At 67.8% G+C, this 11,277-nt stretch carries 15 protein-coding genes; 6 read left to right on the top strand and 9 right to left on the bottom strand.

Going from position 1 to position 11,277, the window contains the following annotated elements; genetic code table 11:
• The first annotated feature begins 184 nt into the window (after positions 1–184).
• From EV653_RS32695 to EV653_RS32685, 3 genes are read left to right on the top strand one after another with little or no spacing between them, the layout of a single operon-like run.
• Positions 185–994, top strand: a complete 810-nt coding sequence (locus EV653_RS32695; RefSeq protein ID WP_134108650.1) for a hypothetical protein — start codon at positions 185–187, stop codon at positions 992–994.
• A complete protein-coding gene (locus tag EV653_RS32690; protein ID WP_134108648.1) occupies positions 991–1,302 on the top strand; it encodes a hypothetical protein in 312 nt (103 codons plus the stop codon). Before EV653_RS32695 ends, EV653_RS32690 begins: the two co-directional genes overlap by 4 nt.
• A gap of 36 nt (positions 1,303–1,338) precedes the next feature.
• Positions 1,339–1,653, top strand: coding sequence for a hypothetical protein (locus tag EV653_RS32685; RefSeq protein WP_134108646.1), 315 nt, complete (start codon positions 1,339–1,341; stop codon positions 1,651–1,653).
• A gap of 7 nt (positions 1,654–1,660) precedes the next feature.
• On the opposite strand, the gene EV653_RS32680 is transcribed toward EV653_RS32685, so the two are convergent.
• From EV653_RS32680 to EV653_RS32650, 7 genes are all read right to left on the bottom strand, one after another.
• On the bottom strand, positions 1,661–2,614 hold the full coding sequence (locus tag EV653_RS32680) for an ABC transporter ATP-binding protein (protein ID WP_134108644.1): 954 nt from the start codon (positions 2,612–2,614) through the stop codon (positions 1,661–1,663).
• Between the two features lies 1 nt (position 2,615).
• Positions 2,616–3,431, bottom strand: coding sequence for an ABC transporter permease (locus tag EV653_RS32675; RefSeq protein WP_238160584.1), 816 nt, complete (start codon positions 3,429–3,431; stop codon positions 2,616–2,618).
• Positions 3,424–4,221 (bottom strand): ABC transporter permease, encoded by a 798-nt coding sequence (locus tag EV653_RS32670; protein ID WP_134108642.1) that lies wholly within the window; start codon positions 4,219–4,221, stop codon positions 3,424–3,426. The genes EV653_RS32675 and EV653_RS32670 overlap by 8 nt, the downstream gene beginning before the upstream one ends.
• Positions 4,222–4,453: 232 nt before the next feature.
• Complete coding sequence (locus tag EV653_RS32665; RefSeq protein WP_134108640.1) at positions 4,454–5,302, bottom strand: alpha/beta fold hydrolase; 849 nt, start codon at positions 5,300–5,302, stop codon at positions 4,454–4,456.
• Between the two features lie 228 nt (positions 5,303–5,530).
• Positions 5,531–6,412, bottom strand: a complete 882-nt coding sequence (locus tag EV653_RS32660; RefSeq protein ID WP_238160649.1) for a RecB family exonuclease — start codon at positions 6,410–6,412, stop codon at positions 5,531–5,533.
• A gap of 10 nt (positions 6,413–6,422) precedes the next feature.
• Positions 6,423–7,040, bottom strand: a complete 618-nt coding sequence (locus EV653_RS32655) for a MarC family protein (protein ID WP_134108636.1) — start codon at positions 7,038–7,040, stop codon at positions 6,423–6,425.
• A complete protein-coding gene (locus EV653_RS32650; protein ID WP_134108634.1) occupies positions 7,037–7,918 on the bottom strand; it encodes a PHP domain-containing protein in 882 nt (293 codons plus the stop codon). Before EV653_RS32650 ends, EV653_RS32655 begins: the two co-directional genes overlap by 4 nt.
• Before the next feature lie 103 nt (positions 7,919–8,021).
• On the opposite strand from EV653_RS32650, the gene EV653_RS32645 reads away from it, so the two are divergent.
• Entirely contained in the window at positions 8,022–8,420 is a 399-nt protein-coding gene (locus EV653_RS32645) for an NUDIX hydrolase (protein WP_134108632.1), read from the top strand.
• Between the two features lies 1 nt (position 8,421).
• Here the strand turns inward: EV653_RS32645 and EV653_RS32640 are convergent, their stop codons facing one another.
• Complete coding sequence (locus tag EV653_RS32640; RefSeq protein WP_134108630.1) at positions 8,422–9,132, bottom strand: helix-turn-helix domain-containing protein; 711 nt, start codon at positions 9,130–9,132, stop codon at positions 8,422–8,424.
• Positions 9,133–9,217: 85 nt separating this feature from the next.
• Here EV653_RS32640 and EV653_RS32635 point away from each other — a divergent pair, with 85 nt between their 5' ends.
• Together EV653_RS32635 and EV653_RS32630 are read left to right on the top strand one after the other, a co-directional pair.
• Positions 9,218–10,039 carry an NAD(P)H-binding protein gene (locus EV653_RS32635; RefSeq protein WP_134108628.1) on the top strand — a complete coding sequence of 274 codons (822 nt, stop codon included), beginning with the start codon at positions 9,218–9,220 and terminating at the stop codon, positions 10,037–10,039.
• A 17-nt stretch (positions 10,040–10,056) separates the two neighbouring features.
• Positions 10,057–10,812 carry a GNAT family N-acetyltransferase gene (locus EV653_RS32630; protein WP_134108626.1) on the top strand — a complete coding sequence of 252 codons (756 nt, stop codon included), beginning with the start codon at positions 10,057–10,059 and terminating at the stop codon, positions 10,810–10,812.
• Here EV653_RS32630 and EV653_RS32625 read toward each other — a convergent pair.
• The gene (locus tag EV653_RS32625) at positions 10,788–11,189 is read right to left on the bottom strand and encodes a DUF4267 domain-containing protein (protein ID WP_134108624.1); all 402 of its coding nucleotides are present in this window, start codon (positions 11,187–11,189) and stop codon (positions 10,788–10,790) included. The genes EV653_RS32630 and EV653_RS32625 overlap by 25 nt on opposite strands.
• Positions 11,190–11,277: the final 88 nt, after the last annotated feature.

Below are 11,277 nucleotides of genomic sequence, written 5' to 3'. Positions count from 1 at the left end.
TACCCCCGAATCACCCGCCCGGTTGGGTCCTTACCCGCATTCCAACGACCCCACCACCCCCGACGTCACCCCCCACCCCCTTCTGTAACCCACCCGAGTTATCCACAGATCCCCAAACCCACCCCACAGCCCCCACCCAATTCCCTACGGTCAAAGAAAGCCACACAGACCAAGGGGGAACCAGATGCCATGCGGGCCGGATCATCCGCCGGACCTCGCTGCCCTCCGTCGGGTCTTCGAGGCCGGCCGCCCACTCGACTGGGGGGACGACCCGCTCGCCCCGGCTGACATGGCAAGGCGCTACGGCACGAAGGCGGCGACGAAGAGCATCGAACTGCTCCGGCAAACAGCTGAGATCGAACCACGAGTCACCGCCCAGTTCCTCGGCTCGATTCCCGCCGGCAGCTCGCCGTACCAGCTCAGCCGCCGGGTGAAATCCCCGGAGTCGCTGGCTCGCAAGCTCCGAACCTGGTCCGACGCGAACAACCGGAACCCGGTCGAGGATCTCCTCCGGTACACCGTGCTGACCCAGTCGCCCGACGAGCTTGTCGCGTCGACGCGCAGTACGACCGAGGCTCTGACGGCTCAGGGGTGGCGGGTTCTGTACGCGATGCATTCCTACACGGACGGCTCGCGGTACAAAGGCATCCACGCCCACTTCCGCACGCCGGATATCGATCGGCTCGAGGTGCAATGGCACTCCGTCAGGTCCGCCGAGGTCAAGGAGCTCACAACCCGCTGGTACGAGGTCGAACGCAGTCTCACCACCTCCGACGACGAGCGGACCGCCGCACGTCAGAAGTGCGTGGACGCATCCGCTCAGCTCCCGACGCCGCCCGGGATCGACGCCCTCACCGAGCTGGGCGGAAGACGCGTCAAGGTTCACAACTACAGTGACTCCAGACAAATGGTGACCAACCGACGACCCGCCGCGACCGGACCGGGAAGACGACCGAGGACAGATCAGGACCGAGGCGAGGGGATCGCGCGATGAAGCTCTACCTGGTGAAAGAGGACGACCGGCTGGTGTGGGTGGCCGCGTTGGCGCATGAGCACATGTACTCGTACGTCGCGAACACCGGGAAGTTCCACAACAACAATGCCCTGCGCAACGACTACTACATGGAGCGCTGGTTCACCTACGAGCCGATCGGTCCAGCTGACGCGCGCCGGTTGATCAGCCAGGGCGTCGGCACCCTCGACGAGGACGAACACAGCGACTCCCTCGTCGACTGGCGCGCCGACCCGAACCCCCTCGACCCCGCCGACGTACTCTCCATCGCCGCCGGGTACACCGAGTAGTAGCGGCTGCCGGCATCGACAGAATGGGACTTCACGATGACGCGGTTGTTCTTGGTCAAGGACGGGGAGAAGGAGCTGTGGGTGGCGGCCCTGGTGGACGAGGATGTGTGGACGTACGTCGGGAACACCGGGAAGTTCCACTACAACGAGGGCGCTCGGCACGACTACTACTTTCTGAATGAGCTGCAGTACGTCGATATCGGGATCGCTGAGGCCAAGCGGCTCATCCAGGCCGGGGTGGGGACGGTCGACGAAGCGGAGTTGCCGGGACCGGTTCAGCGGTGGCGTGAAGATCCGAAGGGCATGGATCCCGAGGTCGTCTTCGCCTCGATGGCCGCGGACCTCGCCTAGCCGCAGGCTACGAGGATGCTGGGGCGTAGAGCTGGGTGATGACGGATTCGATGGTGGGTTCGGCTACGGAGAGGTCGACCAAGGGGTAGTTGGCGGCGATCTGGGCCAGGAGGGGGGCGGCGCTGGTAGTGGGTGGGAAGGTCAGGTGCTGGCGGGGGCCGTCGACCTTGGTGACGGTGGCGCCTTCTACGGCGATCGGTGGGAGCGAGGTCGCGAGGTCGACGACCAGGGTGCGAGGGGCGGACTGGCTGGACTTCAGGCCGTCGAGGGTGCCGTCGAAGATCTGGTGGCCGTGGTCGATGACCATGACCCTGGTGCAGAGGGCCTCGATGTCGTCCAGGTCGTGGGTGGTGAGGATGATCGTCGTACGGCGGGCGGCGTTGATCTCGGCCAGGAACTCGCGGAGCCGGGCCTTGCTGATCACGTCCAGGCCGATGGTGGGCTCGTCGAGGTAGACGATCTCGGGATCATGCAGCAGCGCGGCCGCGATGTCGCCGCGCATCCGTTGACCCAGCGACAGCTGACGAACGGGTACGTCGAGCAGATCGCCCAGATCCAGCAGCTCCACGAAGGTCGCCAGGTTCTCCTTATGACGAGCCAACGGAACGCCGTACATCTTCTGCAGGACCGCGAACGAATCCTTCAACGGCAGGTCCCACCACAACGTCGTACGCTGCCCGAACACCACTCCGATCCGCTTCGCCAGCTTCAGCCGGTTCCGGGACGGATCCACGCCGGCGACCCGGATCGAGCCGCCGGACGGCACCAGGATCCCGGTCAGCATCTTGATCGTGGTGGACTTCCCGGCGCCGTTCGGGCCGATGTAGCCCATCACCTCCCCCGGCTCGACGGTGAACGACATCCCGTCGACCGCGCGCACCTCGCGTCTGGTACGCCGCAACCCGGCCCGCGACGTGACCGTGAACGCCCGCGACACATCCGACAACTCGATGACAGACATCTCAGCTCCCTGTACTGCGATAGCGACGAAGACCGCCGCGCCAGGCCAGCGACGCGAGCGCGACCATGACGACCGCGACCAGCGGCGACAGCAATCCGATCCAGGACGGCAACCCCAGCGGGGCCGGCTTACCCAGCAGGAACAGCACCGGGTAGTAGTTGACAAAGGCAAGCGGTACGACGAACGTCACCGCCCGCACGATCTCCTTCCCGAAGACCGCCAGCGGGTACTGCGTCAGCGTCTGCCCGCCGTACGTGAACGAGTTGGCCAGCTCCGCGGAATCCACCGACACGAACTGGAACGCGGCGCCGAGCACGAAGATCGCGCCGAAGATCACCGATCCGGCCACGATCGACACCCCCAACATGATGCCGCGGGCAACTGTCCAGTCGACGTCGAGCCGGCTGAAGGCGAACACCATCACGACCAGCGCCTGCACCGGCCGGCCGAGCCGCCGCAGCGCGAACCCGTCGGCCGCGGTCTGCAGGAACGCGGGCACCGGCCGGATCAGGTACGCGTCGAACGTCCCGGTCCGGATCCGCTCCCCGACCCGCTCGATCGACCCGGTGAACAGGTCCGCGATCCCGAGCGTCATCGAGGCCGTTGCGTAGAGCAACCCCATCTCCGGCAGCGAGAACCCGCCGAACGACGAGATGTGGCTGAACATCAGCACGATCGCGACGAAGTCCATCACCGTCAGCACCATCGAGCTGAACAGCATCAGGAAGAACGACGCCGGGTACGCCATCGAGGACCGCACCCACATCATGATCAGCATCCAGTACTGCGACGGCGCCTGGAGCACGCGCTCAACCACCCTGGATCACCACCTTCCGGGTCGCCACCGACGTCACCAGCAGCGCGAACAGGAACAGCACCGCGATCCAGCCCAGCTGGAACAGCAGCGCCGAACCCGTCCCGCCGGGGCTCCGGCCGAGCCAGATGTCGATCGGCACCTGCATCGTCGCGGCCCATGGCGTCGCCCGGGCGACTTGTCCGATCCAGCCCGGGAACACCACCAGCGGCAGGACCATCCCCGAGAAGAAGGTCGCCAGCACCAGGGCCAACTGCTCCATACCCCGCGTGTCGGTGATCCAGAACCCGGACAGCGCCACCAGGTAACGGATCGCGAAGCTGATCAGGATCGCCAGGAACACACCGGCCGCGACCGCGAGCCACGCCATCGGTGTCGACGGGAACTTGAGGTCGAACACCAGCGCTCCGACCAGCAACGGCACCCCGCCACGCGCCAGCAACTGGAACAACGCCCGCCCGAGGTCGACCGACAGCCACCAGAGCAGCAGGTGCGTCGGCCGGTACAGATCCACCGCGATCTCACCGCTGCGGACCCGCTCCCCCAGTTCACTCGTCGTCGTGGCGCCCCAGATCCCGACCGACATCAGCAGTCCTTGCTGAAGCCACACGAACGTCAGCGCGTCGTCGACGTCGTACCCGCCGAGGCCGGGGCGCTCGTGCCACAGCGTCAGGTAGATGCCGCACAGGATGAATCCGAACACCGAGTTCGTGAACGTGCCGGACACGGTGGCGATCCGGTACGTCGCGAACCGCCGGAAGGACCGCACTGCGATCGCCCAATACACGCCCATTGCAGACCTCCTCTCGCACTCCTGGTGGTGTCCGAGGGCACAGCGGCACGCGAAACCGCCCCGGATCCGTCAGGACCCGGGGGTACGGACACCACTGTGAAGGCATGGTTGAACCACGCCGATTGTCAAGGCAGGGAAGGGACGCTACGCCGCGGTCCGCGGAGGCGTCAATACAAATAACCGGTCCGGGTCCGAGACCCCTCAGACTCGCACCCGGACCGGTGGCCGCAGGTTAAACCGTGTCGGTCTTGAGCAGATGAGCCAGGTGGGTGGCGAACGGACCCGGGTGGCTCGAGTAGCCGCCGTGCCCGCCGGGGAACAGCACCACGGGCCAGCCGAGGTGGTTCGCGATGACCTCTATCGGCCGCCCCGGCAGGTGCGCGTGCGAATCCAGCCCGGCCGCCGGGACGATCCGGTCCGCGACCCGCTTCAGCGCATCCAGATCGGGCTCGTAGCGGGTGAACGGCAACAGCTTGTGCTCGTAGAAGTTGGCCGCGTTCGCCTGCATCCGCTCGGCGAGCTCGCGGTACTCCGGCAGCAGGTCCTCCAGCGGCGGCATCGCGTCGCCGTCCATCCCGGTGCCCATCATGAACACCACGTCGGCCGCCGTCAGCCCGTCCGTACGGTAGGTCTCGTACACCTCGCCGAAGAACGCCCTCGCGTCGTCCGCGTCCGGCAGCACCTCGGTGCACGGCGGCTCGTGCGCCACGAGCATGCGGACCCGGTCCGGGAACCGCGTGATCAGCTCGAGGCCGGTGATCGCTCCCGAACTGCTACCGAACACGTACGCCGGTTCGCCCGCAGCGCCGTCGCCGACCACGTCGATCAGAGCGAGCGCATCCTCGGCCGACTGCCGGACGCGCTCGTCCGTCGCGTCACCGTCGTACCGGCTGCGGGAGTTGCCCCGCGGGTCGTACGTCACGACCGTGTACTCCGCCGCGAGCTGCCCGACCATCCCCGTGAACACGCCGGCATCGGCTCCGTCGCCGGCGATCAGCAGCAGCACCGGCCCCGAGCCGGTGACCTCGTAATGCAGCGTTGCCCCCGGCACCACGAGCTTGTTCACAGTCTTCGCACCCATCACGCGAACCCCTTTCATCCACCCTCAGGGTCCAGCGCAACGCTGGCACCGGCCGCACACGGCGCTGGCACGCGACTCTCGTCCGATGTCACGCTCGGGGGTCAACCCCCGAAAACGCCGGTTGCGGAAGGAGAATCCGCGTCCGCAACCGGCAATCTGAGGGGTTGACCCCTGAGAGGTGCAGCCAGGGAGAGGATCAGCCAGGGAGAGGATCAGCCAGGGAGGGGATCAGCCGGCGTCGGCGATCGGGAGCTCGTTGCCTTCGTCGAGGCCGGACCAGGGGTCGCGGGGTGGGGATTCGCGGCGGCCTTGGGGGCAGATCCGGGCGAAGTCGCACCAGCCGCAGAGCGCGGACGGCTCGGGCGGGAAGGCCTCGTCGGCCTCGGCGGGGGTCAGGCCTTCGCGCCACCGGGCCTCGGCGGCTGCGGCGTCGTCGGCCATGGACTCGGCGCGGCGCTGATGGCGGCCGAGGGACGCCTCGTCGTGGTCGGCAGCGGCGACGGTGTTGGTCGGGAGGTGGTGGAGCTCTACGCGAGTGCAGGGTTTGTGCAAGACGCGGCGGGCTCCGAGGACGTAGAGAGCCATCGCCAACGACGACCGCGCATCGACAGCGGTCAGCGGCCGCCGGCCGGTCTTGTAGTCGACGATCGCCAGCTCGGTCCCGCCGCTGCCGTCGCGGGCCGGGCGCTCGTCGATCCGGTCGACCCGGCCGCGCAACGACGCCCTTTCGGTGGTGAAGGCAACGGTGCGCTCCACTCCGCGTGGCTCGTAGTACGGGTCGGTGTCCCGCAGGTAGCCGAGGACCATCTCGGTCGAGCGATCGCGCCAGTCCAGTGACTGCTGCTCGTCGCGGAAGCCCTCGCTCCGCCAGCTCGATCGCATCTTCGCGACGACCTCGTCCGGCGTACGACGGGCGGCCGGCCAGCGCCCGAAGAAGTCGGCGAGCACCTCGTGGACGATCGCACCGACGGTGTTGTGCGCCCAGGGCGGACCCTTCGGCGGGCGCGGGGTCTCGAGGTAGGTGTAGCGGTACCTGCGCTTGCAGTCCGCGAACGTCAGCAGCTTGGTCGGCGTCGCCACGAACAGCCGCGTCGGCATCCCGGGAAGCATGTCGTTCACGTCAGCCCGCCTTGATGAAGTCCGCGACGGCGTCGGCCACGAGCTGTACGGCGATCGCGCTCAGCAGCAGACCGGCGATCCGGGTGACGAGCAGGACGCCGTTCTCGCCGAGGATCCGCATGATGACGCCGGAGAACCGCAGCGTCAGCCACATCACGATGTGGATCGCGACGATGCCGACCGAGATCGCGACCACGTCCGGCAGCGATCCGTTCGCGCGCTGCACGAACACCATCGTCGCGACGATCGCACCCGGTCCGGCGAGCAACGGCGTACCGAGTGGGACGAAGGCGATGTTCACGTTCTTGGTCTGGACCGGGTCCTCGGCGGTGTCGGTCAGCAACTGCAGCGCGATCAGCAGGAGCAGCAGGCCGCCGGCACACTGCAGCGCGGGCAGCGTGATGCCGAGGTGCTGCAGGATCTGCTGACCGAACGCCGCGAACACGACGATCACGCCGAACGCGACCAGCACCGCCTGCCACGCTGCCTTCTTCCGGGCCGCCCGGGACTGACCGGCGGTGAGCGAGATGAAGACCGGCACGGTGCCCGGCGGGTCCATGATCACGAACAACGTGACGAAGACCGAGCTGAACAGACCCGCGTTGATGACGCTGTTCACGGAAGGTAGGCCTCGGGAACCTGTGCACCGGAGGCGGCCGCGTTGTTCTTCGCAGTTTCGAGGAGCCGCTCCAGCTGCTCCGGCTCGGTGCTGTTGACGCCCAGCTCGTGGTCGATCTTCCCGGCGCCGTGGTGATCGCTGGAGCCGGTGTAGAAGATGCCCAGGTTGCGGGCGATCGCACGCAACGCCGTCCGGGATTCGGGCGAGTGGTCCTGGTGGTCGACCTCGATACCGGCCAGACCGTGGTCATCGACCAGCTTTGCCAGGTTCTCCTCGGTCATCACCTTGTAGCTGGACCGGCCCCACGGATGCGCGATCACCGGTACGCCGCCGGCCTCGCGAACCAGATCGATCGCGTGGCCGGGCTCGAGGGCGTAGTGCGAGACGTGCCCGGCGCGGCCGTCGGCCAGATACAGGTCGAAGGCCTCGGTGCGGTTCGCGACCGTGCCGTTGGCGACCAGCGCGTCGGCGACATGCGGCCGGCCGACCGACGGCGTACCGGTCGCCTGGGCCAGCACTTCCTCCACGGTCAGCGGTACGCCGATGCTGTTCAACCGGGCCACGATCGTCGGGATCCGCTCGGTGCGGCCGTCGCGGATCACCTGCAGGTCCTTCGCCAACGGCGGGTAGGACGGGTCGGGCAGGTACGCGAGCAGGTGGACGCTGATCCCGGTGAGCTTGCACGAGATCTCGAGCCCCGGCACGAACCCGATCCCCAGCTCCTCCGCGGCCTGCCGGGCCTCGACCCAGCCGTCGGCCGTGTCGTGGTCGGTGAGCGCGATCACATCGAGCCCCGCCTGCTGCGCGTGCGTCATCAGAACGGGCACCGGATCGGTGCCGTCCGAGCGGTTCGAGTGGGTGTGCAGGTCGATGCGCACGAGGTCTACGGGTCCCTTCGCCGGTCAGTTGTCACCGCTGATGCTATAGGCGTTCACCGATGAGCCCTGGCACTTATGCACAGAACACCTATCCTTCGGGTGCATGGAGCGCGTCGACTGTGTGGGAGCCCTCGTGTACGACGAGGAGCGCCGGCTGCTCGTGGTGAAGCGGGCGCACGAGCCGGGCCGGGGGCTGTGGTCGATTCCGGGCGGCCGGGTCGAACCCGGTGAGGACGACCCCACCGCGGTCGCCCGCGAGGTCGCCGAGGAGACCGGTCTGACCGTTGAGGTCGGGGACCTGGTCGGCGAGGTCGAACGGCCCGGTCCACGGGGAAAGCTCTACGTGATCCGCGACTACGAGGCCACGGCTGTCGGCGGGACGCTCACCGCGGGTGACGACGCCTCGGACGCTCGCTACGTCACGCGGTCCGAGTTCCTGGCGTTGTCCACCGCAACGCTACTCGTTTCCACGTTGGAACAGTGGAACGCGTTGCCGGGCTGACTCAGCAGGTGCTGAGCGGGACGTGGCCGGCGGCGAACGCTTTCGGCGTGACGCCCATCAACGAGCGGAAGTCCGCGATCAGGTGCGACTGGTCGGTGTATCCGGCGTACGCCGCGGTGTCGGCCCACGGCCGGCGAGCCTGATCGATCAGGCCGCGCACGCGGGTGATTCGAGCGAAATGCTTGGGTGAGACGCCGACGTCCTGACGGAACACGCGTCGCAGGTAGCGCTCGCTCACCCCGAGCCCGGCCGCCGTCTCGGCGACCCGCGGCTGGATCTTGCCAGACAGCTCGGCGACCGCATTGGTCACAAGCTCCAGCCGGCCGGGCAGCCGGGACGGCAACTGGTCCACCAGGAAGCCGCGGAGAACCTCGACCGCCTCGGCCGGCCGGTCGCGATAGCAGATCAGCTGCTCGGCAAGGTTCGACGGGCCGATGACGTCCTCCAGCGGGACGGTCCGGTCGACCAGCTCGTCCGCGGCCGTGGCGAGCAGGGTCATCACGCGTCCCGGGCGGATCCGGAGGCGCACGCATACCGGCAGTTCCTTCGTGCGATGGTACGACGCCTTCGTCCGCGGTCCTGCGATGAGTACGTCGCTGTCCCCCGCGCGTGTCATCCGCCAGACCACCGTGGTCGCCGGGTCGGGCGGCAGGACGGTGACCGGGGTGGTCGCTGGCTTCAGCGTAACGGTCTCGATCCACGGGTCGTGCACACTTAGAGCGTAGCCAGTCGGCCGGGCGGACCGTAGTACCGAAAGTTCCTATCCAGCGGAGGTCCGGGCTGGGCAGGGTGGCGTCATGATCCTGGTTACGGGTGCGACCGGCACCATCGGCACTGAGCTCCTCCGTCAACTGGTTGCCGCCGGCATCCCGGCTTTCGGGATGACGCGCAGGGAGCTGCCCGGTTTCGTACGAGGGGATTTCGACGATCCCGATTCGTTGCGGAAGGCAATCGATGGCGCAGGCACGCTGTTCATGCTCAGTGCGCCAGGGCCTCGGGTTCCGGAGCACGACCGGGCCATGGTCGCGGCCGCCGTCGACGCCGGTGTGAGCAAGCTCGTCAAGCTGTCGGCGATCGGGAGTACTGACGACGAGCTGCCGGGGAACTGGCACGCAGACGGGGAACGTGCGGTCCGCGAGAGCGGGTTGGCGTGGACGATCCTGCGGCCGGCCGGGTTCGCGTCGAACGTACTGCGGTGGTTGCCGGCGATGCGCGCCGGGCAGCCGGTCCCCAACCAGACCGGGGACGGCGAGCATGCGTTCGTCGATCCACGTGATGTCGCGGCTGTTGCCGCGGCAGCACTGGTATCCGGCGATCACGACGGGCAGACCTACACGTTGACCGGGCCGGAGTTGCTGAGCGTTCCGGATCAGGTCGCGGTGATGTCCGACGTACTCGGACAGGCGTTGCGCGTGGTCGACGTACCGCTGGAGGCTTATGCGGAGCAACTGCGGGCCGCGGGGTTGGACGAGGCGTTCGTCTCGGTTGCGCTCCGGGGTGCGGAGTTGGTTCGCGATGGCGGGGCGCGGACGGTGACGGATGACGTCGAGCGGGTGCTCGGGCGGCCGGCGGGGACGTTTCGCGGGTGGGTGGAAACCAATCGCGCCGCCTTCGCCTGACAGGCCAGACTTGGCGGATGGACGACGCTGAGCTGGTGCGGGCGATCGAGGACAACGCGGCCGACTTGCTGATGGCGATGGGCGGTGCCGGTGGCGGCGAGCAGCGGGACGACGCCGTCGCGCGATGGACGATCGGTGGGTCGCCCATCGATTACCACAACGCGGTCGTGGCGGCGTCCGACGTACGCGCAGCCGCGGAATCCCTTGCCTTGTTGAGGAAACACGGGGTGCCGGGCTGTTGGCATGCCGGTCCGTCGATGCAGATCCCGCGTGAAGCAATCCAGACGGCAGGCTTTGTGGCGGCCGGCTCGGAGCCGGGGATGGCGGTGCGGATCGACGAGCTGGTTCCGGCCGAAGTGCCTGGGTTGTCGCTCACGCGGGTTGGTGATGACGACGCTTTGGCGGTGTGGGAGGCGACGCTCGGCCGCGGATTCGGCGAGGGTGAGCGCGAGGCCCGATGGGTGGCGTCGGTCTACCAGAAGCTCGGGTACGACGACCCTTGGCAGCACTACATCGGGTGGCTCGACGGTGAGGCGGTTGCTACCGCGACAGTCTTCCTCGGAGCGGGTGTGGCCGGGCTGTACTTCGTGATGACAGTTCCGGAGGTACGCCGTCGCGGGATCGGGGCCGCGATCACGTACGGCGCACTCCGCGACGCGAGCGCGGAGTACGCCGTACTGGGATCTTCGCCGGCCGGGCGGTCGGTGTACGAGCGGCTCGGGTTCCGGGAGTACTGCACGATCGAGCTCTACGAGTGGGCCCCGACGGGCTGAGGAGTCTCGACGGTGCGGCGCTCGCGGAGCAGGAGGGACGCGTCGAAGAGCATCACCAGCGCGGTCAGGCCGTGGATGCCGAGCGCGGTAGCGACTGTACCGCCGTGGCTCAGGACCGTGATCATGTCCACGATCGGGACGAGCGTGCTGATCGCCATCAGTACGCCGGTGGCGCGGCGCTGCTTGAGCGCGAACAGCGCGAGCAGGTTGAGGCCGAGCACGATGTCGCGGATGCCCTTGGCCACGAAGAAGCCGCCGGCGGCGGCCGTGATCCCGTACCCGGCTCCGGCGGCAGGCCCGTCGAACAGGAACTGCGTGCCGAAGGTGAGCGGGAAGAGGCCGATGAGAACAGTGAGGACGGTGGTGAAGCGGCGCATGGGATTCTCCTTGATCTAGCGTTGCTAATTTTCCTAGCAACGCTAACATTGCCGTTGCTAGATTGTCTAGCAGTGCTAGGATTCAGAG

The organism is Kribbella pratensis (assembly GCF_004365355.1).
In the GTDB taxonomy this organism is placed as follows: Bacteria; Actinomycetota; Actinomycetes; order Propionibacteriales; family Kribbellaceae; genus Kribbella.
Note: the sequence above shows the minus strand (reverse complement) of the source record. Positions and strands in the feature narration are given on the sequence as shown.

Bases quoted from the DNA above. Each gene is read 5' to 3' on its own strand.
- EV653_RS32695 (WP_134108650.1), top strand. From the start codon at position 185: ATGCCATGCGGGCCGGATCATCCGCCGGACCTCGCTGCCCTCCGTCGG.
- EV653_RS32690 (WP_134108648.1), top strand. From the start codon at position 991: ATGAAGCTCTACCTGGTGAAAGAGGACGACCGGCTGGTGTGGGTGGCC.
- EV653_RS32685 (WP_134108646.1), top strand. From the start codon at position 1,339: ATGACGCGGTTGTTCTTGGTCAAGGACGGGGAGAAGGAGCTGTGGGTG.
- EV653_RS32680 (WP_134108644.1), bottom strand. From the start codon at position 2,614: ATGTCTGTCATCGAGTTGTCGGATGTGTCGCGGGCGTTCACGGTCACG.
- EV653_RS32670 (WP_134108642.1), bottom strand. From the start codon at position 4,221: ATGGGCGTGTATTGGGCGATCGCAGTGCGGTCCTTCCGGCGGTTCGCG.
- EV653_RS32665 (WP_134108640.1), bottom strand. From the start codon at position 5,302: ATGGGTGCGAAGACTGTGAACAAGCTCGTGGTGCCGGGGGCAACGCTG.
- EV653_RS32660 (WP_238160649.1), bottom strand. From the start codon at position 6,412: ATGCTTCCCGGGATGCCGACGCGGCTGTTCGTGGCGACGCCGACCAAG.
- EV653_RS32645 (WP_134108632.1), top strand. From the start codon at position 8,022: ATGGAGCGCGTCGACTGTGTGGGAGCCCTCGTGTACGACGAGGAGCGC.
- EV653_RS32635 (WP_134108628.1), top strand. From the start codon at position 9,218: ATGATCCTGGTTACGGGTGCGACCGGCACCATCGGCACTGAGCTCCTC.
- EV653_RS32630 (WP_134108626.1), top strand. From the start codon at position 10,057: ATGGACGACGCTGAGCTGGTGCGGGCGATCGAGGACAACGCGGCCGAC.
- EV653_RS32625 (WP_134108624.1), bottom strand. From the start codon at position 11,189: ATGCGCCGCTTCACCACCGTCCTCACTGTTCTCATCGGCCTCTTCCCG.